The organism is Aneurinibacillus thermoaerophilus (assembly GCF_900099925.1).
Lineage (GTDB): Bacteria > Bacillota > Bacilli > Aneurinibacillales > Aneurinibacillaceae > Aneurinibacillus > Aneurinibacillus thermoaerophilus.
The window spans coordinates 1-26,580 of sequence record NZ_FNDE01000016.1 but is presented as its reverse complement, the minus strand read 5'-3'; the positions used below and the strand labels follow the sequence as shown (position 1 = coordinate 26,580).

General features: G+C 45.0%; 25 protein-coding genes, 1 rRNA gene and 1 riboswitch. Of the genes, 23 read left to right on the top strand and 3 right to left on the bottom strand.

All coding sequences use genetic code 11. The annotated features are described in order from the left end of the window. The first annotated feature begins 73 nt into the window (after positions 1-73). From msrB to BLR88_RS09640, 10 genes are all read left to right on the top strand, one after another. The gene (msrB, locus tag BLR88_RS09685) at positions 74-1,054 is read left to right on the top strand and encodes a peptide-methionine (R)-S-oxide reductase MsrB (protein ID WP_057897276.1); all 981 of its coding nucleotides are present in this window, start codon (positions 74-76) and stop codon (positions 1,052-1,054) included. Between the two features lie 321 nt (positions 1,055-1,375). Next, the gene (locus tag BLR88_RS09680; RefSeq protein ID WP_057897277.1) at positions 1,376-2,776 is read left to right on the top strand and encodes an alanine/glycine:cation symporter family protein; all 1,401 of its coding nucleotides are present in this window, start codon (positions 1,376-1,378) and stop codon (positions 2,774-2,776) included. A gap of 18 nt (positions 2,777-2,794) precedes the next feature. Next, positions 2,795-4,474, top strand: coding sequence for a M20/M25/M40 family metallo-hydrolase (locus tag BLR88_RS09675; RefSeq protein ID WP_057897278.1), 1,680 nt, complete (start codon positions 2,795-2,797; stop codon positions 4,472-4,474). A 250-nt stretch (positions 4,475-4,724) separates the two neighbouring features. Beyond that, positions 4,725-5,330, top strand: coding sequence for a glycerol-3-phosphate responsive antiterminator (locus tag BLR88_RS09670; protein ID WP_057897279.1), 606 nt, complete (start codon positions 4,725-4,727; stop codon positions 5,328-5,330). Next, the gene (locus BLR88_RS09665; protein WP_057897280.1) at positions 5,302-5,964 is read left to right on the top strand and encodes an HAD-IA family hydrolase; all 663 of its coding nucleotides are present in this window, start codon (positions 5,302-5,304) and stop codon (positions 5,962-5,964) included. The genes BLR88_RS09670 and BLR88_RS09665 overlap by 29 nt, the downstream gene beginning before the upstream one ends. Before the next feature lie 16 nt (positions 5,965-5,980). Next, positions 5,981-7,054: an ABC transporter ATP-binding protein gene (locus tag BLR88_RS09660; RefSeq protein WP_057897281.1), complete on the top strand. Its 1,074-nt coding sequence runs from the start codon at positions 5,981-5,983 to the stop codon at positions 7,052-7,054. Beyond that, positions 7,055-7,993 (top strand): carbohydrate ABC transporter permease, encoded by a 939-nt coding sequence (locus BLR88_RS09655; RefSeq protein ID WP_057897282.1) that lies wholly within the window; start codon positions 7,055-7,057, stop codon positions 7,991-7,993. It begins immediately after the preceding gene. A gap of 45 nt (positions 7,994-8,038) precedes the next feature. Further along, positions 8,039-8,845 carry a carbohydrate ABC transporter permease gene (locus BLR88_RS09650; RefSeq protein WP_057900195.1) on the top strand — a complete coding sequence of 269 codons (807 nt, stop codon included), beginning with the start codon at positions 8,039-8,041 and terminating at the stop codon, positions 8,843-8,845. Positions 8,846-8,872: 27 nt separating this feature from the next. Further along, positions 8,873-10,192, top strand: a complete 1,320-nt coding sequence (locus BLR88_RS09645) for an ABC transporter substrate-binding protein (RefSeq protein WP_057897283.1) — start codon at positions 8,873-8,875, stop codon at positions 10,190-10,192. Positions 10,193-10,313: 121 nt separating this feature from the next. After that, complete coding sequence (locus tag BLR88_RS09640; RefSeq protein ID WP_057897284.1) at positions 10,314-11,048, top strand: glycerophosphodiester phosphodiesterase; 735 nt, start codon at positions 10,314-10,316, stop codon at positions 11,046-11,048. 29 nt (positions 11,049-11,077) lie between these two features. Here the strand turns inward: BLR88_RS09640 and BLR88_RS09635 are convergent, their stop codons facing one another. Further along, entirely contained in the window at positions 11,078-11,368 is a 291-nt protein-coding gene (locus BLR88_RS09635; RefSeq protein ID WP_139184955.1) for a hypothetical protein, read from the bottom strand. 111 nt (positions 11,369-11,479) lie between these two features. On the opposite strand from BLR88_RS09635, the gene BLR88_RS09630 reads away from it, so the two are divergent. The 11 genes from BLR88_RS09630 to BLR88_RS09580 all read left to right on the top strand — a co-directional run bounded on the left by BLR88_RS09630 (position 11,480) and on the right by BLR88_RS09580 (position 22,260). Further along, positions 11,480-11,920 (top strand): MarR family winged helix-turn-helix transcriptional regulator, encoded by a 441-nt coding sequence (locus BLR88_RS09630; protein WP_057897285.1) that lies wholly within the window; start codon positions 11,480-11,482, stop codon positions 11,918-11,920. 68 nt (positions 11,921-11,988) lie between these two features. After that, entirely contained in the window at positions 11,989-12,642 is a 654-nt protein-coding gene (locus tag BLR88_RS09625; RefSeq protein ID WP_057897286.1) for an HlyD family efflux transporter periplasmic adaptor subunit, read from the top strand. 18 nt (positions 12,643-12,660) lie between these two features. Continuing rightward, entirely contained in the window at positions 12,661-14,184 is a 1,524-nt protein-coding gene (locus BLR88_RS09620; protein WP_057897287.1) for a DHA2 family efflux MFS transporter permease subunit, read from the top strand. 27 nt (positions 14,185-14,211) lie between these two features. Continuing rightward, entirely contained in the window at positions 14,212-15,675 is a 1,464-nt protein-coding gene (locus BLR88_RS09615) for an efflux RND transporter periplasmic adaptor subunit (RefSeq protein ID WP_236781937.1), read from the top strand. A gap of 127 nt (positions 15,676-15,802) precedes the next feature. After that, on the top strand, positions 15,803-16,759 hold the full coding sequence (locus tag BLR88_RS09610; RefSeq protein WP_254778279.1) for a M20/M25/M40 family metallo-hydrolase: 957 nt from the start codon (positions 15,803-15,805) through the stop codon (positions 16,757-16,759). Between the two features lie 130 nt (positions 16,760-16,889). Then, a complete protein-coding gene (gene hutP, locus BLR88_RS09605) occupies positions 16,890-17,348 on the top strand; it encodes a hut operon transcriptional regulator HutP (RefSeq protein ID WP_057900196.1) in 459 nt (152 codons plus the stop codon). Between the two features lie 132 nt (positions 17,349-17,480). Beyond that, positions 17,481-18,995: a histidine ammonia-lyase gene (gene hutH / locus BLR88_RS09600; protein WP_091260546.1), complete on the top strand. Its 1,515-nt coding sequence runs from the start codon at positions 17,481-17,483 to the stop codon at positions 18,993-18,995. A gap of 247 nt (positions 18,996-19,242) precedes the next feature. Beyond that, positions 19,243-19,971 (top strand): amino acid ABC transporter ATP-binding protein, encoded by a 729-nt coding sequence (locus BLR88_RS09595; RefSeq protein WP_057897292.1) that lies wholly within the window; start codon positions 19,243-19,245, stop codon positions 19,969-19,971. 28 nt (positions 19,972-19,999) lie between these two features. Next, positions 20,000-20,854 carry an ABC transporter substrate-binding protein gene (locus BLR88_RS09590; protein ID WP_091260545.1) on the top strand — a complete coding sequence of 285 codons (855 nt, stop codon included), beginning with the start codon at positions 20,000-20,002 and terminating at the stop codon, positions 20,852-20,854. Between the two features lie 71 nt (positions 20,855-20,925). Next, positions 20,926-21,582, top strand: coding sequence for an amino acid ABC transporter permease (locus BLR88_RS09585; protein ID WP_057897294.1), 657 nt, complete (start codon positions 20,926-20,928; stop codon positions 21,580-21,582). A 30-nt stretch (positions 21,583-21,612) separates the two neighbouring features. Next, positions 21,613-22,260 carry an amino acid ABC transporter permease gene (locus BLR88_RS09580; protein WP_057897295.1) on the top strand — a complete coding sequence of 216 codons (648 nt, stop codon included), beginning with the start codon at positions 21,613-21,615 and terminating at the stop codon, positions 22,258-22,260. A 214-nt stretch (positions 22,261-22,474) separates the two neighbouring features. Here BLR88_RS09580 and speE read toward each other — a convergent pair whose 3' ends face one another. Then, on the bottom strand, positions 22,475-23,332 hold the full coding sequence (speE, locus tag BLR88_RS09575; RefSeq protein ID WP_091260544.1) for a polyamine aminopropyltransferase: 858 nt from the start codon (positions 23,330-23,332) through the stop codon (positions 22,475-22,477). A 189-nt stretch (positions 23,333-23,521) separates the two neighbouring features. Then, a complete protein-coding gene (locus BLR88_RS09570) occupies positions 23,522-24,892 on the bottom strand; it encodes an alanine/glycine:cation symporter family protein (protein WP_091260543.1) in 1,371 nt (456 codons plus the stop codon). 144 nt (positions 24,893-25,036) lie between these two features. Next, positions 25,037-25,161: riboswitch (glycine riboswitch) on the bottom strand. Positions 25,162-25,456: 295 nt separating this feature from the next. On the opposite strand from BLR88_RS09570, the gene BLR88_RS09565 reads away from it, so the two are divergent. Together BLR88_RS09565 and BLR88_RS09560 are read left to right on the top strand one after the other, a co-directional pair. Then, positions 25,457-25,723, top strand: a complete 267-nt coding sequence (locus BLR88_RS09565) for a hypothetical protein (protein ID WP_091260542.1) — start codon at positions 25,457-25,459, stop codon at positions 25,721-25,723. Between the two features lie 712 nt (positions 25,724-26,435). Next, positions 26,436-26,580 (top strand): 16S ribosomal RNA (locus tag BLR88_RS09560); the annotation flags it as partial.

Here is a 26,580-nt window from a genome sequence, read left to right as displayed (position 1 = left end):
AAAGAATTGAACATGGCGCAGAAGAACCTCCGTTTTTCAAACATGGATATCAGCGAATGAGGTGATAAATCGTATGAGTAGCAATACGGACGAGAAACGTTACGAACTTGCGACGTTCGCAGGTGGTTGTTTTTGGTGCATGGTATCGCCATTTGAAGAAATGCCTGGCATTATCAAAGTTGTATCTGGCTATACAGGCGGGCATAAGGAAAATCCGACATATGAAGAGGTATGTTCCGATACAACCGGACACTATGAAGCGGTGCAAATTACGTTTGAACCAGATGTATTTCCGTATGAGAAACTGTTGGATATTTACTGGCGCCAGATTGATCCGACCGATCCGGGCGGCCAGTTCTACGACCGGGGACAGTCGTACCAGACCGCCATCTTTTATCATAACGAAGAACAAAGAAGGAAAGCGGAAGCATCTAGAAAAGCGTTGGAAGAAAGCGGCCGCTTTGATAAGCCGATCGTAACGAAAATTCTTCCGGCTTCGACATTCTATCCGGCGGAGGAATACCATCAAAATTACCATAAGAAAAATCCGTTGCACTACAAAATGTATCGCCGCGGTTCTGGACGTGAAGCGTTTATCGAGAAGCACTGGAGCAAAGAGCGGGATAAAGACCTGTTAAAGAAGCGGTTAACTCCGATGCAGTATGAAGTTACCCAGAACAACGGCACAGAGCCGCCATTCCGCAATGAATACTGGGACAACAAGCGGGAGGGCATCTATGTGGATATCGTATCTGGAGAGCCGCTGTTCAGTTCGCTTGATAAATTCGATTCCGGTTGCGGCTGGCCGAGTTTTACAAAACCGCTACATGAAGAAAATATCGTCGAAAAGCCGGATTACAGTCACTTTATGATTCGCACCGAAGTGCGGAGTAAAGGCGCTGATTCGCACTTGGGCCATGTATTTGATGACGGCCCTGCGCCTACGGGATTACGTTATTGCATTAATTCTGCCGCGCTTCGGTTTATCCCCAAAGAAGAGTTGGTGAAAGAAGGATACGGCCAGTATGTAAGCCTGTTTGAGAAAAAAGAATAGCCGCCCCCCGCAGCACGATACAGTATAATTGCATTGCGCCTTTTGAAGGCGCATTTTTCTTGTGCAAAATAATATAACGAATGTAAATAGTTTTTTCATAAGAAAAATAATTTTGCATAATCACAGTAAGTAAGTAAATTAAAAAAATGAATGTAAAATATTTTTTGAAAAATTTTTCCTGTTTTCCTGTTATTGCATAGTATATTTATTCATAATTTGGCATTATTATTGCTTGAATTTTATATTGACAATAAAAAATTATATTAAATTGGTAATTATATTATTATTTACCAAGAGAGACGGAAAGAGGGGCGATACTGTTTGAAAAGTGTAACGGAAATTATCGGGGCAGTAACGGAATGGATATGGGGTCTACCCATGATTTTGTTGCTGCTGTGCGGCGGGCTTTTTCTCACGTTTCGCTTAGGATTTTTTCAAATTCGTTATTTGCCGCATATTCTGCGACAAACATTTGGAAAGATGTTTAAGAAGAGCGATGAACCAGGCTCAGTGACACCATTTCAAGCCGCAACGTCCGCTTTGGCTTCTACAGTGGGAGCTGCGAATATTGTCGGCGTGCCGGTTGCTATCGTCCTTGGCGGTCCGGGTGCCGTATTTTGGATGTGGATTGTATCGTTTATCGGTATGGCTACGAAATATTCGGAAGTCGTGCTTGGTGTTAAGTACCGGCAAAAAAATGCAGAAGGCGATTGGGTTGGCGGTCCGATGTATTACATTGAAAAAGGGCTTCGCTGGCGATTTGTCGCTTGGTTGTTCGCCTTCGGATTGATGCTGGAAATTGCCGCAAGTACGATGGTGCAGACCAATTCGATTTCTACGCTGGTAAAAAACTCATTTGATGTTCCGTTATGGGCGACGGGAATTGGGGTGATGGCGGTTGTCACGTTAGCCACATACGGAGGGATTAGGAGAATTGGACAAGTTACAGAAAAGCTTGTGCCGCTTATGGTTTCCATTTATTTAATTGGAGCTTTGCTTGTGCTTATTTATAATGCAAAACATATTCCGGAAGCGTTTGCACTAATTTTTACGCACGCTTTTATCCCGATTTCCGCCGTGGGTGGTTTTGCGGGTGCGGGTATCGCTGCCGCTATCCGATGGGGCCTGGCACGCGGCATTTATTCTAATGAAGCGGGAATGGGAACAGCGCCTATCGCTCACGCAAGCGCTAAGACGGATCACCCTGCCAAACAGGGAATGTGGGGCATTTTTGAAGTTATCGTAGATACGATGATTATATGCACGATGACCGCGCTTATCGTATTGACCTCCGGAACGTGGAAAACGTTGAAAGCGGAGCAGGCTTCTTCTATGGTGGCGGAAGCGTTTGGACAAATCTTTGGTCCCTCGCTGGCCAATATGCTTCTTTCCATTGTCCTGTTCCTATTCGTTATCTCAACGGTTATCGTCATTGTATATTATGGTGAGAAGCAAGCGGAATATTTGTTTGGTACCGCATTTTCTAAGATTATGCGCCTTGTATATATCGGTGCGATTATGGTAGGCGCTGTCGGCGGCCTGCAATTTATCTGGCAATTTCTTGATTTGCTACTGGCGCTCATTGTTGTACCGAACCTTATCGCCGTCTTGTTCTTAAGCGGAGAAGTGCGAGCAATTACTAGAGATTATTTTACAAAGTTGAATAGGCCAAGAAATAAGAAAGCGGAAGAAGAGAGACAAATGATAAAGGAAGCGCAATAAACAAAGGAGAGACATCAAATGTATACACAGCTTCGTTCCATGAACATGTTTGATAGAGTTGAAACATTAACCCGGATGCTCGTCGGTATCAAAAGCATTAACGGAACCATTGGAGAAGTAGAGATTGCGGATTTTATCAAAGATGTGTTGTTAAGCTTTCCATACTTCCAGGAGCATCCTGAAAATGTTTGGGAGCAGAAAATCCCGAATGACTCGTTGGGACGCAAAAATATTTTCGCTCTTGTCAGAGGGCTTTCTGATGAAAAACAAACCATTATTTATCATTCGCATATTGATACTGTAGGAATTGAAGATTTCGGGGTGATGAAACAATATGCGTTGAAGCCGGATGAATTGGCCGAGTTTTTTTCTGGATATGAACGGGATAAGGATGTGCAGAAAGATGCGCAATCTGGCGATTGGCTGTTCGGCAGAGGATCGGTGGACATGCAGAGCGGAATCGCTGTCCATCTGGCAAACGTACTGTATTTTACGGAGCACCGCGAAGAACTTTCGGGCAATGTGTTATTGATGCTAAATCCGGACGAGGAAAGCCAACATAAAGGTGTTATAACGGCGATTTCGGAACTGGAGCGCCTTAAGCGGCACCAGGGTCTGGATTTCGTGATGGCCATTAACAATGACTTTATTACGCCATTATATGACGGTGATCATCATCGCTACATTTATACGGGAGCGGCAGGCAAACTGTTGCCAAGCTTTTATATTTACGGGCGGGAGGCGCACGTAGGGGATACCCTTTCCGGTATCGATCCGAATGTAATCGCGGCGGAGATTACACGGCGTATTCACAATAATGTAGAGTTAACCGAGAATATTGAGGGAGAACTCGTATTGCCGCCTTCATGCCTCTATCAACGCGATAATAAGGAGGTATATAACGTACAGACGGCGACTAGCAGTTATCTTTATTTTAACTACTTTATTTATGAGTTAACGGCGAAAGAAGTTATGGACAAGCTAAAAGATATTGCCGTGGAAGCTACTCGTGAAGTGGAGGAGAAATTATCCAGAAATTATAAAGAATTTCTGATCCGTACCGGTCTTCCTGCTAAATCACTATCATGGAATATTGAAGTGACCAGCCTTGCAGAATATATGGAAGAGCTAGCCGAAAAAGGAATGAACCCGGAACAGAAGGCAAGAGAAGTGTGGGAGCAGAATAAGGATATGGAGCCGCGCATGCTATGCTTTAAGATTGTAGAGGCTCTGCAAAACATGGACTCGGAGAAAAAAGCGCGCGTGATTATTTTCTACGCCCCTCCGTATTTGCCGCACAATTATTTGAACACGGACAAAGAGCGGGATCGCGAGTTGCTTGAGGCAGTCCGTGAGGTGTTGAAAGTGGTGGAGAAAGAAACAGGCGAAAAATTCGCACTCAAGAAGTTCTTTCCATATCTTGCAGATGGAAGTTTTCTGTCGTTACATGAGACGGATGAAGAGATTCTTTCGTTGATTAAGAATTTTCCGGAATGGGAGAATATTTATCCGGTACCGGTAAATGAAATTCGCAGCCTTAACATTTCATCCGTCAATATTGGTGTATACGGAAAAGATGGTCACAAATGGACGGAACGTGTATACAAACCTTATACATTTGGCGTTTTGCCTGGTCTTATTCGTGCCGTTACATGCAGGCTGCTAAGCCGCAAAGCGGAACCTGTAGGCAGTGAATAAAATCATTGCGATAGAGCACCCGCCTATTTCAAAAATAGGTGAGTGTTTTTTACAATTTTTTAATGGTTTATTTATTTTAGGATAACAATGCTGTTGTATCTTCTAAAGTAACAAGTAAATAAAGAAAGGTTGGAGTCTTGGAGAAACCTCAAATAGAACTTACGAGAAAGGTCGGCAGATTTGCGACATCGGCATTTCCCCTGTTCTGTAATTCTATTTAAGGTTTTTTTGTTTTGAAAGGAGGCATAGCGTGAACCGAACCGAACTTTACATGAGGCTTTCCAAAGTGAAAAAGATTGCTTCAGTCAAAGAACCAAAATCGCTGGAAAAGGCGTTGCATGCCGATGTGGGTGCTGTCGTTTTGTCTATCGGCGATGTCGGTAATATTGCTCATTATGTACGAATTTACAAAGCGCATAGTATTCCTGTCTTTGTCCATCCGGAGCGCATCGGCGGAATGAGTCAGGATAAGGAAGGGATCGCATTTCTGGCCCGGTGCGTAAAACCTGACGGGATTATTACAACGCGCAATAATCTTGTAAAGCAAGCAAAAAAGCACGGGCTGTTAACCATTCAGCGCCTGTTCTTCGTTGATAGCGATGCGATTAAGTCCGGTTTTTTATCCGTAAAAGAGGCGGAACCGGATGTGGTAGAAATTATGCCTGCGTTATTGCCGGAATTTATTGCTGAATTCCGTAGGAATATTGAAGTTCCCATTATCGCCGGAGGATTGTTGAAGAATAGGGGACAGATGGTACAGGCATTGCGCTGCGGAGCGATTGCCGTTTCTATGGGAAATCATCATTTATGGAAGGAGGAGATAGCTAATGAGCCACTTCCGGTACCTGTTGTTTGACCTGGATGGGACGTTGCTAGACAGTCGCGATCCGATTATTGACGCCGTATATGCTACGGCTGAAGCGTATGTTCCGGGACTATTTACGAGAGAAGAAATATTGGCCAGATTTGGGGAATCGTTCGACGATTTTTTGGATGTGATCGATAAGGCGCTGGGAAGCTTTTATTCCAGGGAGCAGATACTTCAGTATTATTTCAAGCGTATGGACGCTCATCATGATCGGACAGTTCGCTTATTTCCCGGAGTTGCTGAAGGGCTTCAACAGTTGAAGGCATTCGGCTGCAAACTTGGCATTGTAACCAATAAACAGCGCGATTTCACGATGCGCGGATTAAACATAGCGGGTATTTTTCCACTATTTGATTCGATTGTGACTTTGGACGATGTAGCCGCTGGTAAGCCTTCTGCCGAACCGGTTCTACGGGCGGTAGCGGAATTGAGCGCCGATTTACATGAGACGGCTTTTATTGGTGATAGCAAGTATGACCTATTGGCCGCTAGAGCAGCGGGTGTCGCTGCTATTTTTATGAATTGGTATGGTATGGAACACGGAGTAACCGTTTGTCCAGATTATTATTTTTTAAATTTTGGCGATCTTGTAAGCGAGCTTGTGCTGGAAAAAGCGAAATGAAAGGACGTGCGCCGCTATGACACAGGTCATGTTAAAACAGGTTACCAAGCAGTATGAAAGCCAGACAGTTATTGAAAGGCTCAATCTCACAATTCCCGATGGTTCATTTACAGTGCTGGTTGGTCCTTCCGGGTGTGGAAAGTCGACGACGTTGCGTATGATTGCCGGTTTGGAGAGCGTAACGTCGGGAGAAATTTGGATCGGCGATCAAATGGTAAACGATGTGTCGCCCGGCAAGCGGGATATCGCCATGGTTTTTCAAAATTATGCGTTATATCCGACCATGAGCGTGTTTGACAATATCGGCTTTGGTCTTCGCAATCGCGGCGTGTCTCGTACAGAAACAAAAAAGCTGGTTGAAGAAATCGCTGAAGTAGTTGGTTTGACTGAGTATTTAAAGCGCAAACCGTCCCAGCTATCCGGTGGACAGCGGCAGCGAGTTGCGTTGGCGCGGGCGATGGTGAAAAAGCCGAAAGTGTTTTTGATGGATGAACCTTTATCCAATCTGGATGCTAAGCTGCGCCACCAGATGCGCGTAGAATTAACAGCGTTGCATAAGCAAATGGGCACCACGTTTGTTTATGTCACGCACGATCAGGTGGAAGCCATGACGATGGGCGATCAGATTGTCGTTATGAATCAAGGGAAGATCCAGCAGGTGGCTTCACCTATCGATTTATATTCGATGCCGGAAAATTTGTTTGTAGCCCAGTTTATCGGTTCGCCACCTATGAATATTGTGAAAATTCGCAACCATCCTTTCTGCGTGGTTGGTTTTCGTCCGGAAAAAGCAAAAATCGATGTTCAGAACAGGAACGGGCAGGCGACCGTGCTAGATATAGGCTTAACGTTTGAAGGAACGCTCGTTTCGCGTGAGATTCTCGGTTCGGAAATGCTGTATTATGTTCAGGTTAATCAGGAGCGTATTGTAGTGAAAGGGAGCGCGGAGAGCATTATCGAGCTCGGTACAAGTGTGAGAGTATCGGTTGAAGCCAAGCATTTATACTTCTTCCATAAAGAAACCGGTATACGGATGACTGGAGAACAAGTGCGGGGAATTAGAAATGCCCTTGTTGGAGGGATTGCATAGATGCAAAATGAAGCGGTAGCAAAACCGAAAGTTTGGAAGTCGACGGTTCGGGTATTGTCTCCGGTGCGGCAATGGGAAAGATGGTGGCCTTATGTATATTTGACACCTGCCTTTCTGTTTTTTGTAATTTTTTTCTTTTATCCGATTGGCTACATGATCTATTTGAGTTTTCACGACTGGTCGCTATTGAATTTGGAAGAAAAAGAATGGGTAGGATTGGCGAATTTTCAGGACTTGTTTCAGGAGAAAGACTTTCATCAGGTTATTGTAAACACGGCGGTGTTCACTGCGCTTACGGTGATACTCGGGCTTGGGCTTGCCTTTTTGCTGGCATTATGGCTGAACAGGAAAGCGAAAATATACGGCGTGATTCAGGGTGCGATTTTTAGCCCGCATATTATTTCGCTTGTGTCAATTTCCATGCTGTGGATGTGGATGATGGATCCGCAGTATGGACTGTTAAATGCGATGCTGAAAGCGGTAGGGTTGCCTGCTTATACATGGTTGAGCGATACGAAGAGCGCGCTTTTGTCCCTTGTCCTTGTTAGCGTATGGAAAATAGTCGGCTATAACACGATCGTGTTTATCGCCGGTCTGCAAAGCATTCCGAAAGATATTTATGAAGCGGCAGCCCTTGACCGTTCTTCGCGCTTGCAGACGCTGCGGAGAATTACGATTCCGATGCTTTCGCCAACAATTTTCTTCTTGTTCATCATTAACACGATTTCTTCATTTCAGGCGTTTGATACGATCGCTATTATGACGCAGGGAGGACCGGTGAACAGCACGAACATGCTTGTGTTTTATATTTATGAGCAGGGGATGGATTTCTTCAATGGTGGTCTCGCTTCGGCTGCTTCTGTCGTCTTGCTCTTGCTTGTCGGGTTGTTAACATTGCTTCATTTTGCTTTTATGTCCCGGCGGGTTCATTATCGGTAAACCCGGAGGAAAGGGGAGCATAGGGTGTATTCTCTTGGTCTTTATATGCGGAAAATGATTGAATGGATACTTTTGCTTGCAATCGCGCTTGTTTTTGTTTTTCCTTTTCTTTGGATGGCGCTGACCGCTTTTAAAACGTTGCCGGAAGTGTTCCGGTTTCCACCGTCATTTCTGCCGGAGAAATGGCAATTTGTGAACTTTTCCATTGCCTGGAAGTCGGGTCCGTTTCTTACTTATCTGGTAAATAGCCTAATTGTTACGCTTACGATTCTCATCTTTCAGCTATTAACCGCTGTACCGGCCGCCTATGCGTTTGCTAGGTATCGGTTTAAAGGGCGCAACATGTTGTTTGGCCTGACGCTTATTGCGCTCATGATTCCGCCGCAGGTAATTTTTTTACCTATTTATGTGTTTATGAGTGAATGGGACCTTGTAAATACACTTTGGTCGCTCATTCTTCCATATGGGGCGAGCGCATTTGGTATTTTTCTGTTGCGCCAGTCGTTTATGCAGGTGCCGGATGAAATTATTGAAGCAGCCCGTTTGGATAACGCCAGTGAATGGAAAATCATGTGGACAATTATGGTGCCGATGGCTAAGCCGGTGCTTGTTACATTCGGATTGTTTAGCTTCATCTATCACTGGAACGATTATTTTTGGCCGCTCATTATGACCAATAGCGAACAGGCGCGCACGTTGCCCGTCGGCATTTCCATGTTGAAATCGACCGAAGGAGACACCCTGTGGCATATCATTATGGCTGGCAATATGATTCTAGTGATTCCGATTCTTGTTATTTTCTTTTTTGCACAACGCCATATCATTAGCGCGTTTGTATATCAATCCAAATAACTTTACGAATCCGGGAGGAAGTCAGGTATGAAAAAAAGGTGGGCCAGTATTTTTCTGATGTTGCTGTTAAGTATGTCGCTTATACTTGCGGGCTGTTCGGGACAAACTGCTTCAAAAACGGATGGCTCGGCGGAAGGGGAACAGGCTGCCGGTTCCGGTGAAGGCAAACCGGTGGAGATTGATTTCTGGTATGCTCTGGGAGGCAAAAACGGCAAAGTCATTGAAGAGATGGTAAAAGAATTTAACGCTACTCACAAAAATATTGTAGTCAAACCCGCTTACCAAGGGGATTACTATCAAAACCATGCCAAAGTGCTTTCCGCGGTAGCCGCGGGTAACCAGCCTGATGTAACGATGGTAGAAATCGCGTCCGTGGGCGCGTTTGCCGATGCGAAGGTACTGGAAGACTTGACGCCGTACACACAGGGGGTGGAGAAGAAATACATTCCGGGCCTGATGGGGAATTCTTACTGGAAAGATAAGCTGTATGCGATTCCGTTTAACCGTTCGACTCCTCTTTTGTATGTGAACCGTGATATGTTGAAAGCAGCGAACCTTGATCCGTCTGGTCCGAAGACATGGGATGAGCTGGTGAAATACGCGCGTGCTCTCACGAAGAAGGAAGGCGATAAAACAAAGACGTACGGTTTTTCCACTCCGATTGATATTTGGTTCTATGAAGCGTTGGTATTCCAGAACGGAGGCAATATTCTAAGCGAAGATGGCAAAAAGCTTACCATTAACAATGAAGCTGGGAAAGCGCCGCTAAAGCTTTGGAGCGACATGGTGAAAGAAGGAATTATGAAAAATCCTCCGGGAGAAAAGTACAATGCATGGGATGTAGCGAAACAGGATTTCTTAAACAAGCAAGTAGGCATGATTTTTACTTCTACAGGCGATTTGCAAACATTAAAATCCAGCGCTTCGTTTGATGTAGGGGCGGCATTCCTGCCGGCGGCCAAGAGCTACGGCGTGCCCACGGGTGGCGCTAACTTGGTCATGCTGGCGAAATCTTCGGATGAAGAGAAGAAAGCCGCCTGGGAGTTTATCAAGTGGATGAGCGATACACCACAGACGATTAAATGGTCGCTTGCTTCCGGTTATATGCCGGTAACAACGGAAGCGGTGCAATCGCCGGAAATGCAAGAAGCATACAAAAAAGACCCGAATCTGAAAGTAGCAGTCGATCAGCTTGAATATGCGAAGCCGCGTCCGATGGTGCCGGGATACAAAGAGTTGCAAGAGATTATTATGAGCGAACTTCAGCGCGCCATGCTCGGACAAGCAACCGTTGATGAAGCGCTAGAGACGGCTGTGAAGAAAGCACAAAAAACGCTGAAGAAATAAAATGACTAAATGATGCGTAAATACAGGATGGGGAGAGCGAACGAACCCTCCCTATCCTGTATCTATCATTTTGGGTATTTTGATGTTTATATCATAGTAAAAGAAGAGAGGAGAAGAACAAATGAATGTTTGTATTGCTCATCGGGGTTGGTCAGGAAAAGCACCGGAAAATACGATGGCAGCTGTCCGTCTCGCGCTGCAGTATCCTGATATTCAAGCAATTGAAATTGACGTGCAGCTTTCAAAAGACGGGGTACCTGTGCTGATGCATGACTTTGTGTTAGGACGTACAGTAAAAGCTGGGGGTTCGGTTAAAGATTATACATGGGAAGAACTAAAGCAGATGGATGCTGGTCTATGGTTTGACGAATCTTTTAAAGGCGAGCATATTCCTTCGCTCGAGGAGGTGCTTACGGAAGTCCGTGGTAAATTAGAGATAAATATTGAGTTGAAGGCTGCCGGTGATAGATATCCAGGATTGGAAGAAAAAGTGGTAGAGCTTATCTATAAATACGGAATGGAACAGGAAGTGTATATTACTTCTTTTGATCATGACGCAATTAAGCGGGTTCATGCGCTTGCTCCCGCTTTGAAAAAAGGATTGATTTTCGGGGGCAAACCAAGGCTGATACGCGAGCAGCTCGCGGAAACCGGCGCGACTATTCTTTCGATGCCGTATCCGTATGTAACGAAAGATTTCGTAATAGAAATGATTGAAGCAGGATATACCGTCATTGCCTGGACGGTAGATGAACCGGATGACATTCAACATTTGTTAGGATTTCATCCGCAGTTACAGATTTGCACCAATCATCCAGAACGTATGATTGCCTTGAAAAAAACGACGGCCAATTAAAAGAAGCTCTGCGTAGTTTGGACAGAGTCTTAGATTGTTGACAAATATGCCTCTTCTTCCTGGGATTCATTGATTTTCCGCAAGGATGTATTATTTGTCCATACTGCTTCGGTAAAAGCGGCGTCTGCAAAACATCTAATCTGTTTGGAGATGGAGACAGTTGCAGTCGATGTTTTGCGTTTGCTTTCAGCGGTGCTAGGAGGAAAATCAAAAGGGTGTACAGGAAGAAGAGGCGTGTTGTTTATCAATACTTTATCAAAGCTATAAAACATACATAAATAAGAACCAACCTCTCGGAGTTCTGTATCGTTTGCCCCCATTTTTATAAACTTTTATCTTGTAATTCTTCGCGTGACTGCTATAATCTTATATGTGTATTTCGTATAGAAAATATTTGTGAAAGAAATATTTTTATGTGAAAGGAGCCAGACATGCAGAACGCGTCCAAGCAAATTCGTCTACTACTTCGTCAGATTAATCAGATGACCTTTGAGCTTTTGTCGCGCGAAATAGCGGCTTTTAATATAACGGGACCGCAGTTTCTTGTTTTGCGTTGCCTGAAAGATGAGCCGCAGCGTATTTCTGATATTAGTCGGCAACTTTGCCTGTCGAACAGCACGGTCTCTGGTATCGTAGATCGTTTGGAGGAGAACGGATATGTTCGTAGGGTACGGGATGAGAAAGATCGTCGCGTTGTCTGGGTGTTCTTTTCGGAAAAGGTAAAAGCTCTTTGTAGAGAAGTTCCTGCGCTTCGGGACGACTATTTTGACGGAATATTTGCAGGGGTTTCGGAAGACGAGATAAAAAATATTGTTAACGCTCTACAATTATTGGCTGATCGCCTAAAAGAGAAAATAAAAGAAAAAAAATAAAAATTTTTGCAAGGATATTTCGCATCCAAAATATTAGAAAGAGAAATCAAAAGGAAAGAGGGAAAAAAATGAAGCGAAAGATGTTACTATGGATTCTTCTTTTAGCAATGTTGATCAGTGGGGGCGGTATCGGTTATTACTACTGGTACCAGGGAACACACTATGTTAAAACAGAAGATGCGCGCATTCAGGGAGACCAGTATCGAATTATGCCGCAAATTGCCGGGGAAATAATGCGGATTCATGTCGAAGAAGGAGATGTTGTACAAGAAAATGACGCCATTGCGGAGCAAGATCCTGCGAATATGGACCCCAGTATGGTAAGTCGCTCCGTGTTGCGCGCACCGATTAGCGGTGTAGTTGTTAAGGTTTTCGCCAAAGAGCATGAGATGGGAGCTCCCGGCCAGCCAGTAGCGGTGATGATGGATTTCAAACATCTTTATGTATCAGCTAATATTGAGGAAACAGATATCTCTAAAATACATCCTGGACAAAAGGTGGACATTACGCTTGATGCGGCAAATGGCAAAACGATTACAGGAAAAGTAAGAAAAATAGGGAAGGCTTCAAACTCCACATTTGCTTTAATTCCCGCGACGAACGCAAGCGGTAATTTCAATAAAGTAACACAGCGAATTCCGGTTGAAATCAGTATTGATAAGCCTGATGCCGTAGAACTCATACCGGGAACGAACGTGGAGATCAAAGTTCATATTACATAACGGGGAGGGGGAATAAATGTGAGTACGCAGGGTTCTGCCGCTCCTTCAGCCGAATCATCCGGTACGAATTGGGTTGCTTTTATTGCCATTATTGTTGCGGCGTTCGTTGCTATTTTGAACAATAGTCTCATTAATGTGGCCATTCCTAAGTTGACGAACGATCTCGGTTCGACGACAGAACGAATCCAATGGGTATTAACAGGCTATATGCTGGCGTCCGGTGTGATCATTCCGATTAGCGGATATATGGGAGACAGGCTTGGCTACAAGAAGTTTTTTATCATTTCGCTAAGCGTGTTTACCGCCGGAACATTGTTTTGCGCACTGGCCTGGAGCGATACGTCATTAATTGCTGGACGTGTGATTGCAGGACTTGGCGGCGGTGTGATTATGCCGCTTAGCATGTCGATCATTTATAAAATCATTCCGCGTAACCAAATTGGCATGGCGCTTGGACTGTGGGGGATTTCCGCCATGGTAGCTCCTGCGGTCGGCCCGACATTGAGTGGATATTTAATCGAGTGGTTCAATTGGCGCTCTTTATTCATTGTTAATATTCCAGTGGCGCTTCTGGCGATTTTTCTCATATCTGTTTTGTTACAGGAGACAGAAAAAGTCGAAGGCAAATCCTTTGATACGCTCGGTTTTGTACTTACAGCGATTTCAGCAGGAACACTGCTATATGCGCTCAGTAACGGTCAGACGAAAGGTTGGACTTCATTTGAAATTGTGGCTTTGATGTTTATTTCTTTTTGGGCGCTTGTCTTCTTACTGTGGGTTGAGACCGGAAAAGAAGATCCGATCATCGATTTAAGTTTATTTAAAAATTTTACGTATACGCTGAGTGTAATTTCTGCTAGCCTTGTAACTATCGGATTATTTGGCGGCGTGTTTTTGACCCCAATTTTCCTGCAAAACATTCAGGGGATATCCGCTATTGATACAGGAATTTTGCTCATTCCACAATCGATCGCGATGGCGGTCATGATGCCTATAGCCGGAAAATTATTTGATAAAGTCGGAGTCATTCCCTTAGGATTTGTCGGTCTTACGATTTTGAGCGTAATGACGTACGAGCTTCATCGTTTAACTGTCAACACGCCGCAAGAATGGCTTGAGACTGTGCTTACCATTCGCGGCATTGGCATTGGGCTTTGTATGATGCCGCTTTCCACTGCCGGAATGAATGCCGTAGCTCCGCATCAGGTTGGGAATGCATCCGCAGTTTCCAATCTTATTAGGCAAGTAGCGGCTTCACTTGGAATTGCGGTATTGACAGCTATTATGCAACATAAAGCAGCCGAGCATGCCGAGCATATTACCGAATCTATCAATACGGTAGCGTTTCAAACCGCACAGGAAAGCCTCGGTGTAAATAGTATTCCGACACTTGTAGGGATTATACAGCGTGAAGCGACAGCGTGGAGTATTGCTGATACGTTTTTGATTTCTTCTATACCTCTGTTTATTGCTATTCCGCTTGTATTTTTGTTTAAACAAAAAAAGAAGTTGCCACAGGCGCAGATGACAAAACAAGGATAACAAAGAAAGGGAGAAGGGATGAAAAAAATGAGACGAACAAAGGCAGTAGCCTGCCTGTTGCTTGGAGCGTTCGCGCTGGCGGGATGCACAACCAGCGCGAAAGAAGCTGTAAGCCCGGAAACCGTAGTCCCGGTGAAAGTGGCGCAAGCGCAGGAAGGTGTGCTTGGTACAGGAGAGATATTCACAGGTACTGTGCTTCCGGAGCAGCAAGTTAATATCGTACCGAAAATCGCGGGGAAAATTGCTGAGATGCCGGTAGAACTTGGCATGCGGGTCAAAAAGGGCCAGGTACTGTTTAAATTGGAAGATAAAGAGTTACGAAACGCTGTACGGAAAGCGGAAGCTGCTGTATCAGCGGCGGAAGCAGGGATTCAAACGGCGGAGATGGCGCAAAAATCAGGTGTGGTTCAGGCAACAGGCGGTGCTGTACAGTCGAAAAACGGAATGTTACAGGCGAAAAACGGCATGATTCAGGCGCAGGGAGCTGTTACACAGGCTAAAAGTGCGTTGGAGCAGACCGCTAACGCGGTAAAAGATGCGGACGCTTCGTTCATTAAAGCAGAGCAAGCTCTGCATGATGCGAAGGCAAACCGTGACCGCATTGCTCAATTGTTCGAACAAGGGGCTGTATCCAAAGCGCAGCTGGAACAAGCGGAAACATCGCTTGTCAATGCGGAAGCGGCGCATCGGAGCGCAGAAATTGCACGCGCGAATGCTAGAGAGAAATTGGGAGCAGCCCAAAAAGCGCTGGCCACTGCGCAGAAGGCATATGACAATGCAACAGCAAGTTATCAAAATGCAATCAGCGGCTATGAAAATGCCCAAAAACAGGTTGATGTAGCGCAAAGTGAAGCGGGAATTGAAGCAAGCCGTCAGGCGTTGAAGCAGGCGCAAGTCGCGGCTGCTTCAGCACGCGACATGCTTGACGACGCGACTGTCGTTTCGCCGATCGACGGAATTATCGGTGCGAAAAAAGCAGAAATCGGTGAGATGGTCTCCCCGCAGGCGCCTGTGCTTGTCGTGGCCAATCTGTCCGAAGTTCGGATTCTGACATATTTCCCGGCTGATCAGATAAACCGTATACAGCCGGGAAGCCAGGTTCAGGTAAAGGCAAAGGCGTTTAATTTCCAAACGATAGGCACGGTGAAGAATATTAGCCCACTTGATGAAAAAGGAAAAGGATATCCTGTAGAGATTACGGTACCGAATCCGGATGTGAAGCTGAAAGCGGGCATGCTCGCTGACGTTCGCTTAATTGCTCCCGGCTCGCAAAAAGGCATTGTTATCCCATCCTCTGCTATTGTAAAAGAAAATGGAAAAACCTATGTGTACGTAGCAGAAGGCGATAAGGCAAAACGAGTGGAAGTGAAGGAAGGGGCTGAAAAGGGAGCGGAAGCGCTGATTACGTCCGGTTTACGGAAAAATGACACAGTGATCGTTAATAATGTGGCGCTTTTGGCCGATCAAACCAAAATTGAAATACAGCATTAAATATGTAAAAAGACCCAATCTTTTCCTTGCGGATTGGGTCTTTTTATTTGTATTAATATTCTATTTACAACATTTTTATACAAAAATATAATAGAGTCATATTTTGAGAGGGGTAGGAGGGGGAAAGATGATCAAAAAGCAATTTGTTCTTCTATGTTGTTTGATACTTGTATTTATTTCGTTTGTTCCGCTGGCAACGGCAAAATCGAAGACAGAACCAGGTACTATCGCTGCCGATCATATCTTTAACCTGGCGACGCAAATTGGCGATAGGGTAGCTGGCACGGAAGATGAGAAGCGGGCGGCACAGTATATTGTAGAAGTGTTGAGAAAGTTAGGCTTGCATCCAGAAATTCAAACATTTACAACAACGAACAGAGCGGGGGAAACGATTGTTTCGCAGAATATTATTGCGAAAAAAATAGGGGAATCAGATAGGCAAATCATTGTAGGAGCTCACTACGATACGGTAAAAGGCGTACAGGGAGTCGATGATAATGGTTCCGGCGTGGGCGTAATATTGGAAGCCATTGAGAGTTTTCAACATAAGAAAATGCCTTACACGCTAACGTTTGTTTTCTTCGGGGCTGAAGAAATCGGCACGAAAGGTTCTGAGTATTACACTTCTCAAATGACGCCGAAAGAAATACAAAATACGGTAGCCATGGTGAATTTGGATAGTTTGATCGCTGGGGATAAGATGTATGTATACGGGGATGAAGGCGAAGACGGTTGGGTGCGCGATCAGGCGCTGGACCTTGCAAAGAAAAAGAAACTGAACGTGGAAACCAATCCGGGTCTTAATCCTGAATATCCGAAAGGTTCGACGGGTGATTGGAGCGACCATGCGGCATTTAAGAAACTAGGAATCCCGTTCGCTTATTTTGAAGCGACAAACTGGGCGCTGGGTGATCAGGATGGTTATGTTCAAACGGAAAAGCATGGGGCTATATGGCATAATCCTGAGAAAGATAGCTTGAATTTTATCCGTTCACAGTTCCCAGGTAGAATGGAGGAGCGTCTGCACACATTTTCGATTCTCTTAATCGAGTTGCTCACGCATATAAAAGAACCGAAAAAATAATGTGAGACAGTGTGGGAAAAGATTAGCAAGCGTAGGTGTAAAAAGTTTTGTGTGCAAACATTGACTATTTTCTGACATATTTATATATTAGTATAGTAGCAGATCGTTATAGTTAGTGAGTGGTGAAGACGTGTCTTTACGTATTGAGCATCGCATCGGCAAGATGGCAATGCAGTTGGCGTTGCTGGAAGAAGACGAGTTTGAAGCAGAAGATTTTTCCCTTGCCAGGTTAGAGAAGTTAGGTTATCAGTATTGTAGGGGAAAAGTTGGTTCTATGGACGCTCATAAAGTGGTGGCCGCTATTGAAACTGCCGCCAAAAAGGAGCAGATTATCGACGGCTCGTTTTACCGTGAGGCACATGCGCTATACCATGCCATCATCGAAGCGATGCAGGGCGTTACCCGTGGCCAGGTCCAGCTTGGCACTGTACTTCGGACTGTAGGATTAAATTTTGCGATTGTACGGGGATGTCCGTATGATAGTGAGCGAGAAGGTGAGTGGATCGCCGTGGCGCTGTACGGCACGATCGGTGCACCGGTTCGCGGACTGGAGCACGAGACGCTGGGACTTGGAATCAATCACATTTGAATAAGAATTTAGAAAGCCCATAGCAAACAGATAATAGGGGGCTGCATATTGCTTAAGAAGAAGCGGTTTTATCGCTTTATTTAGGCATATGTGGCTCCCTTTTTGTTTATTTTGAAAAGGAGAGTGAAGCGTATGGTCAAATTGAACGGCTATTCTTTAACACTAGCCCAGGCGCAACGTATTCTGTATGAGTTTGAACAGGTAGAAGTGTCGCCGGAAAGCTTGCAGCGGGTGGAAGCGAGTCGACGTGCGGTGGAAAAAATCGTGGCAGAAAATAAAATTGCCTATGGTATTAACACGGGATTTGGCAAGTTAAGCGACGTGTTGATTGATCCGAAAAATGTGGAGAAATTGCAGCTAAATCTCATTCGTAGCCATGCGTGTGGAACTGGCGAACCATTTCCGGAAGTGGTATCACGGGCGATGCTCTTGCTGCGGGCGAACGCACTTTTAAAGGGGTACTCTGGCGTGCGTCGGGAAGTGATTGACAGCTTGCTTGCCTTTCTCAACCGTAGAATCCATCCGGTTATTCCACAACAAGGTTCGCTTGGCGCGAGCGGCGACCTGGCTCCATTATCCCATTTGGCACTTGCGCTCATTGGGGAAGGTGACGTGTTTTACAAAGGGCAAATCGTTCCCGCTTCCGTAGCCCTTAAGGCAGAAAACATTCAGCCGCTTGTTTTGACAGCCAAAGAAGGGCTGGCGCTAATTAATGGAACGCAAGCTATGACGGCCATGGGTATAGTTGCTTATCTCGAAGCGGAACAGCTTGCCTATCAGGTGGAACTTATTGCCGCCGTAACGATGGAAGGACTGCGTGGTATCATGGACGCGTTTGCCGAAGAAGTGCATGTCGCGCGTGGGTATCCGGAACAGGTAGCGGTTGCGGCGCGGATGCGTGACTATCTTGCGGATAGCAAACTAACGACAAGACAAGGTCAATTGCGCGTGCAGGATGCGTATTCATTGCGCTGCATCCCACAGGTTCACGGCGCTTCTTGGCAGGTGCTTGGGTATGTGAAAGAAAAGTTAGAAATTGAAATGAACGCCGCCACGGACAATCCGCTCGTCTTTCAAGACGGGGAGCAGGTGATTTCTGGAGGGAACTTTCATGGGCAACCGATTGCGCTGGCGATGGATTTTCTAAAAATGGCTGTCGCGGAGCTGGCTAATATTTCCGAACGCCGGATTGAGCGGATGGTTAATCCACAATTAAGCGGCTTGCCAGCTTTTTTAAGTCCGCAACCCGGACTGCAATCAGGTGCGATGATTTTGCAATACTGTGCTGCTTCACTTGTTTCGGAAAACAAAACGCTGGCACACCCGGCGAGCGTCGATTCTATTCCGTCTTCGGCCAACCAGGAAGATCATGTTAGTATGGGGACAATTGCAGCATGCCATGCTTATCAGATTATACAAAACTGCCGCCGGGTGCTTGCGATTGAATTAATCTGCGCATTGCAGGCAGCCGAATATCATGGGGTTGAGAAGATGGCAACGAAAACCAGAAAATTTCATGCCATGGCCCGCGCAGTTACGGCGCCAATTAGTGAAGATCGCGTATTTGCGCAAGACATCGAAGCAGTGACTAATTTTTTGCTTCAGACACCCGTACAAACTATGGTGGGAACGACATTTTTTATATAAGTAGCGAGAAGTCTCCTTCCTCTATAGGTGGGGGATGAATCGCTTTTTCTCTTGTATTTATGTTCTTTGTTTATCTATAAATTAAAAAATTAAGGATATTGAAGTCTATTTTCCTAAATATTAAGGGTCTAAATGATGAATGTTAATTAATTAATAAAATATTTGCAATTATCAATTAATTATAGTATGATCAAATTAGGACAGCCAATATTATCCAACATAAACTAGGAGTTTACGGAGGTACATAGTGATCGAGTTTCGCCATGTAGATAAGTACTATGGCAATTTTCATGTGCTGCGGGATATTAACTTGAAGATTTCCGAAGGGGAAGTGGTTGTGATTATTGGTCCTTCCGGATCAGGAAAGTCGACGTTGCTTCGCTGCATCAATCATTTGGAGAAAATCTCAAGTGGGGAGCTCATTGTTGATAACGTAAATGTTCATGACAAAAAAACAAATCTAAATGCGTTGCGGCAGGAAATTGGCATGGTATTTCAGCACTTTAATTTGTATCCGCACATGACTGTGTTGGAGAATATTACGCTTGCTCCGATGAAGGTGCGCAAAATTTCGCGTGAAGAAGCAGAAAAGACGGCCCGTTATTACTTGGAGAAGGTTGGGCTTTTACACAAAGCGGATGCTTACCCTTCAGCCCTTTCTGGCGGTCAGCAGCAGCGGGTGGCAATCGCGCGGGGACTTGCAATGCAGCCGAAGATTATGCTGTTTGATGAACCGACATCCGCGCTTGACCCGGAAATGATCGGCGAAGTGCTGGAAGTGATGAAAAGCTTGGCAAGAGAGGGCATGACTATGGTAGTCGTGACCCACGAAATGGGATTCGCCAAGGAAGTAGCCGATCGTGTGGTGTTTATGGATCACGGGCAAATTGTAGAAGTTGGCGAGCCGAAAGAGTTCTTCGCAAATCCGAAGGAAGAACGAGCGCGCATCTTCTTGAGTCGCCTGTTGAACCATTAATTTATGCAATTTATAAAGGGGGTTTTACATGGTGAAGCAAAAAATATCGATTTTAAGCCTTATTTTTATGCTGGTCATGTCTGTTATGCTTGCGGCTTGCGGCGGTAAGCAGGAAGCGGGCAAACCAGCGGATGCGGGTTCGGCGGCAAGCGACGGGAGCGCAGAAAAAAGCGCAGTAGCCGCGGCGAAAGAACGTGGCAAGCTGATCGTAGGTGTAAAGTATGACACGAACCTGTTCGGCAAGAAAGATCCGGTTGATGGTCAAGTAAAAGGATTTGATATTGACATAGCGAAAGCGCTAGCAAAAAAAATCACGGGTGATGAGACGAAGATTGAACTGAAAGAAGTAACGTCTAAGACGCGTATTCCAATGCTGAAAAATGGTGATATTGATGCGATTATCGCGACTATGACCATTACGGAAGAACGTAAGAAAACGGTTGACTTCTCCGATGTGTATTTTGAAGCAGGCCAGTCCTTGCTCGTTCCGAAAAATTCTCCGATTACAGGCATACAGGATTTGAATGGCAAGACGGTTATCGCGGTGAAAGGTTCCACTTCTGCGAAAAATATTCGCCAAAAAGCTCCGCAGGCGAAAGTAGCTGAGTATGAGAATTATGCAGAAGCGTTTACGGCGCTGAAATCGAAAAAAGGCGACGCTCTTACAACGGATAACTCCATTCTGCTTGGTATGCAGAAAGAAGATCCGAATTTCAAACTGGTGGGAGGCCTATTTACGGATGAACCATACGGTATTGCAGTTCGCAAAGGCGACACCGAGATGCTGAAAACGATCAATGAAATGCTCGCGGAACTGAAGTCTTCCGGTGAGTATGACAAGATTTACGAAAAATGGTTTGGCGAAAAGCCGCAGAAAAAATAGGGGAAGAAGGGGCCTGACGGCGCGGTGGCCGCAGGCCCTTTTCATCTTTCCGGAGGAAAGGAACAGAACGTATGCTGCAAACAATATTTGAAATCTTGTCTGAATACCGAACTGAGTATATTAGCGGTCTGATCACAACGTTGAAAGTTAGTTTCATCTCATTGATCGCGAGCTTAGCGTTGGGCACTATGCTCGCCATTTTTTGCATCTCGCCTTTTCGCATTCTGGTTATTATCGGGCGGTGTTATGTTGAATTCATTCGTAATACTCCTTTATTAATTCAAGTATTCTTCTTTTTCTTTGGTTTGCCTTCGCTCGGCATTCAAATTGGCGCATTCACCGCAGGCACACTTGGCCTTACAGTTTACACGGCCGCTTTTATTTCGGAAGCTATCCGAGCCGGAATTCATTCAATTTCGAAAGGCCAAATGGAAGCTGCTCGTGCTTCCGGTCTGACCTATATTCAGGCGATGCGTTACGTTATTTTGCCACAGGCTTTTAGAATTGTTATCCCTCCGCTTGGTAACCAGTTTATTAACCTTGTTAAAAACTCATCTATCCTAGGTGTTATTGCGGGAATGGACTTGATGTATCATGCGGATATTGTCGCTTCCAATACGCTTAATGTTTTCGATACGTATATTCTTGTCGGCTTTTTCTATCTAACCATTACGGTACCACTTTCTATTCTGGTGAATTGGTTGGAGCGTCGCCTGAAGCATGCCTGAATGTAGTGGAGAGGAAAAGGAGTGAAGTTTATGGATTTTGCTGGTGCGTACAGTTGGCCGAATTTGCGTTATTTGCTGGAAGGATTTCTGGTAACGCTTGAAGTAGCAGCGCTGGCAATTTTGCTTTCATTTGTGATTGCAATTATTGTGGCGATTATTCGATATACAAAAATCCCGGTGTTATCGCAACTGTTATTTGTATGGGTGGAAATGATTAGGAATCTGCCATTGCTTTTAATTATTTTCTTTGTATATTTTGCCTTGCGTGATGTCGGAATTAAACTGGGGGTATTCAGCGCGGCAGTAGTAGGGCTAACAATTTTCGAATCGGCGATGATTTCCGAGGTTGTCCGAAGCGGTCTGATGTCGGTGGATAAAGGACAAATTGAGGCTGCGCGTGCGTCTGGTTTAACGTACGGGCAAGCCCTTCGCTACATTATCTTACCACAGGCATTGCGTCGTATGATTCCACCGATCGTTAGTCAGTTTATTTCGCTGTTGAAGGATACTTCGCTGGCAATTATCATTGCTCTTCCGGAATTGATGCACAATGGACAGGTTATTTACAATACTAATTATTCATATGTTATCCCGATTCTGCTGTTAATCGCTTTATTGTATTTCGTCGTTAACTTCAGCCTGTCGCTTATTGCGCGGCGGTTGGAACATTCTCGTTAAGGCAAAAAACGAGGGGATGGATGCACTTGCCCGAAGGGGTGCCGTAGCATCTGTGCCGCCTCGTTTTCTTATGTGTATGTATCCGTTGCAATGCCTGCCCAGGCGTACAGCCCAACTTCGGCAAATAGACGTCAGCGGGCGAGAAATAATAGGAGGCTTATTTAAGTCTGTGTATTGTCAAATGATTCTGGAACAAAAAATTACAGGCCCAGCGCTAGGCCTGTAATTTTTGGATTAGAAACTGTGGAAGCTGGAAACAAGCGTCGAGAATATTTTTATTAAAGTATTTCGTATCTTGCTGGAAAGCATGTTCTACCGGTTTTTCATATACTTTTGATCCCATTGTAAACGTCCACATCCCTCCCGGATATGTCGGGACAACGGCAGTGTACAGTTTGGTTAACGGGAAGAGATCGCTGATATGCTTATATGATTGCTGTAGAACATCAAAGTGGAAAATCGGCGACTGACTTTGGCAAACCATAATGCCATCCTCTTTGAGAGCGCGGTGGATATTTCTATAGAAATCCAACTCAAACAATTGTTTCGCCGGCCCGATCGGATCAGACGAATCCACAATAATAACATCGTAGTGATTTTCAATGTCTTTGACAAAGGCGACGCCATCATTGTAAATAAAACGAACGCGCGGGTCAGAGAGATTCCCGGAAACTTCCTGCAAGTGTTCTTTGCAGAATTTGACTACCAGTTCGTCCAACTCAACCATGTCGATTTGTTCCACATTTTTGTACTTTGTCACTTCGCGCGCTGCGCCACAATCGCCGCCCCCGATAATAAGAACGCGTTTAGGGTTCGGGTGGAAATGCAACGGCACATGGGTAATCATTTCATTGTATATAAACCCGTCAATTGAAGTCGTCTGTACAACGCCGTCAAGCACCAGCATTCTACCGAAATCATATGAGTCAAGGATCATCACATGTTGGAAAGGAGAAGATTCCGAGGCGACGATTTCTTTAATGCGGTAGCTTATTTTCAAATTTTCGCGCTCATCTTCCGTAAGCCATAATACATCATCTTTTTTCTCAATGTAGTTCGGTGTTTGCTTCATTTCTACCTCCTTGTATGATCTTCGCAAAAAAGTAATGTATTTCACATGATGTCATTAATATAAACAAAAAGAGACACAGAGTTCCTTTCCTCAAGGTTTAAGTCCCCGGGAGAAAACAGCAATGTCCCTCTTTTAGGGTATCATAACGGAAAAGCGCAGACAATTCAAAGGTTTTTACTTTTCCTATCATCATAGAGCTTGGTTCGTGTTTTCTTTTCTCGGTTTTGCTTCGGAAGCAAGAAATCGTCGGGTCTCAGCTACAACTACTGCGCTTAATCCAATCAGACCGATAAGATTTGGAATAGCCATTAAGCCGTTAGCAATATCGGAAAACGTCCAGACAATATGAAGCTTAAGCGCCGAACCAAAGGCGATAACGATAATGAAAATAGCTTGGTAATAACATACGGCTTTGCGGCCCAGAAGGTATTCGATACATTTGGTGCCGTAATACGCCCAACCAAGAATCGTGGAGTAAGCGAATAGAATAATCGAAACTGCTAAAATGACGCTTCCGGTACTGCCGAACACGCTACGGAACGCAAGCGTTGTCGCTTCTACGCCTGTTTTGCCCATTTCCCAGACGCCGGTTGTAACAAGCGCTAGTCCGGTAATTGAACAGACGATAATCGTATCAATAAACGTTCCTGTCATTGAAACAAGCGCCTGTTTTGCGGGCGAATCGGTTTTTGCCGCGGCCGCGGCGATTGGAGCGCTGCCAAGACCAGCTTCATTCGAGAAAACGCCGCGTGCAACCCCCATTTGAATCGCTTGGGCTACTGTCGCACCGAGGAAACCTCCAGCAGCCGCTGTACCGTTAAAAGCGCCGGACAAAATGGCAGCGATCGCGTCAGGGACGTGCTCAATATGAACAAGTATGATCACAACTCCTGCTGTAATATAAAAGATAGCCATAAAAGGAACCAGCACGCCTGTTACCTGCCCGATTTTCTGCACGCCGCCGAGAATGACAAAGGCAGTGAGAACGGCAAGTGCAATACCGGTAATGACTGGGGGAACCGAGAAGTTTATTTTTACCGCTTCCGCGACGGAATTAGCCTGCACCATATTGCCGATGCCGAAGGAAGCGCAAATTCCGAAAAGAGAAAATAGCACAGCCAGCCATTTTTTTCCTAGTCCATGTTCCAGATAGTACATGGGACCGCCTGAGTATCCCCCGTTTTTTCCTTTTACTCGGTATTTGACGGCTAGAATGGCTTCTGAGTATTTGGTCGCCATACCGAACAGGGCTGTAAGCCACATCCAAAAAATTGCACCAGGCCCTCCGGTGGTAATTGCCGTGGCTACACCCGCGATGTTTCCTATTCCGATTGTAGCGGCAAGAGCCGTCATAAGCGCTTGGAAATGGTTAATATCCCCTTCTGATGTTTTGTCCTGTTTTCTGCCAAAAGCTAGGCTTAGTGCATATCCAAGTTTCGTGAATTGGAGGCCACGCAGACGCACAGTGAGCAGAAGGCCTGTTCCGGCCAAGAGAATGAGCGTAGGCATTCCCCATACGTATCCGTTGATTTTGTCAAGTAGTTTTGCTAGAGCATCCATTTGCCGTTCCCTTTCCTTTTTAGAAATAAAAAAACCATTTTATCCTGTGGATAAAATGGTCTCTGGAGATATGGCAAGGTAGAGAATAAATGGTGAAAGAACGCCTTTCCATAAAATAAAGTAAAGATTGGCCTTTTTTTCTTTTTTGTAATCCCTGTCCTTTTACCTGAGAGATTATCTGCGCGGTGGCGCAGACTTGCTCCTTCGGTGCCCTTTTTCCTCCGTTTCATTAGTGTGGAAGCGGAGGGGGTCTCTCCAGAGTTTCGTCCCCATACAGTTCTACTTGATCCCAAGACCTGAGAGTTTCGAAGCTTTTGCTTCTTGCCCCGTCGGTAGACAAACCAGTGAATCACGGTTCATCTTCTCCTGCATGGTTCATCCGAAATATATATTTGATTAATAAGTTAAATTATAGGAAATAAAAATGAGAAATCAAGAGGTTAAATGAAATTTAAATTGATTGAAAATATTTTTGGTAAAAGGTTTTAATGGGAGAATGACGGATAAAGAAAATGATAGGTGCTTATATTAAATACAGAAAAAATGTGAGCAGGAGGCAATCACATGGATAATCAACAATCCAGCATACAGACGCAAAACCCGATTTCTCAGGCGCAAAACGCGGTAGAGCAGGCAAAGAATGCTGTGGCTCAGATGCAATCCCACCCTACCCAGCAAGCGCTTGAAGGCGCTCAAAATGCTATTGAACAGGCAGAACGTGCAATCGCACAAGCGAATACAAGCGAAAATCAGCGCGCTGTCGCTGAGATGGTGGAGCAATTGGAGGAAGTACGCAGACGTGTAGCGCAGATGCAGCAGCCACAGAATTAGGAAGGTACAGTATATATAGTTTTGAGGGAAAAAATGGCCTTTTAAAAGCGGCCATTTTTTGGTGCGCTCGGCATGGGGGTCATCTATAGGGTTCAAGTCCTGAATGGCGAAGGCAGTAGTAGCCATTAACTTAAGACAAGGATGTCGACTTCGAGGTCGAATCTGAAGGAAGTCGGCGGCAAACCTTTGGCCTGAGGAATACGAAACGAACCTCATAGGAGGCCAACGTTCTTTGGATGAGTTTACCAAACAAAACAAAGTCCATACTGTAGCCAACAGAGGCCATAGTACATGCTATGTAACGACATGAAATGAAAAGACCGATTGTCTCCACTCGATTTGCATTTTATATCGAAGGTGTGATAAAATGAAAACTATCGCTGTAACAAATTAAAAACTTTGCATCAACTAATCCTTTTTGTTATAATAAAAGGTTGTTGCCAAGCACAGTGAAGAATTAGAATAAAAAACAAAAAAAGTTGTTGACAAAAATCTTAGGTTATAATAAGATGAAAAAGTCGCCGCTGGAACGCGGTGAAAATGAAAAAGAAGTTCCTTGAAAACTGAACAGTGACACTCGTTTGTGTGCGAGTTAAATATCCCATGAAAGTGAAGGTCAGCTTCAAAGTTGATTTCAGGCACTTTTATGGGGCCCGAAAAACATTCTTTACTTTATGAGCTAGCTTACGAGCTTGCGTATCAATCTTCAACTTTTTTGGAGAGTTTGATCCTGGCTCAGGACGAACGCTGGCGGCGTGCCTAATACATGCAAGTCGAGCGAACCGATGGAGTGCTTGCATTCCTGAGGTTAGCGGCGGACGGGTGAGTAACACGTAGGCAACCTGCCTGTACGACCG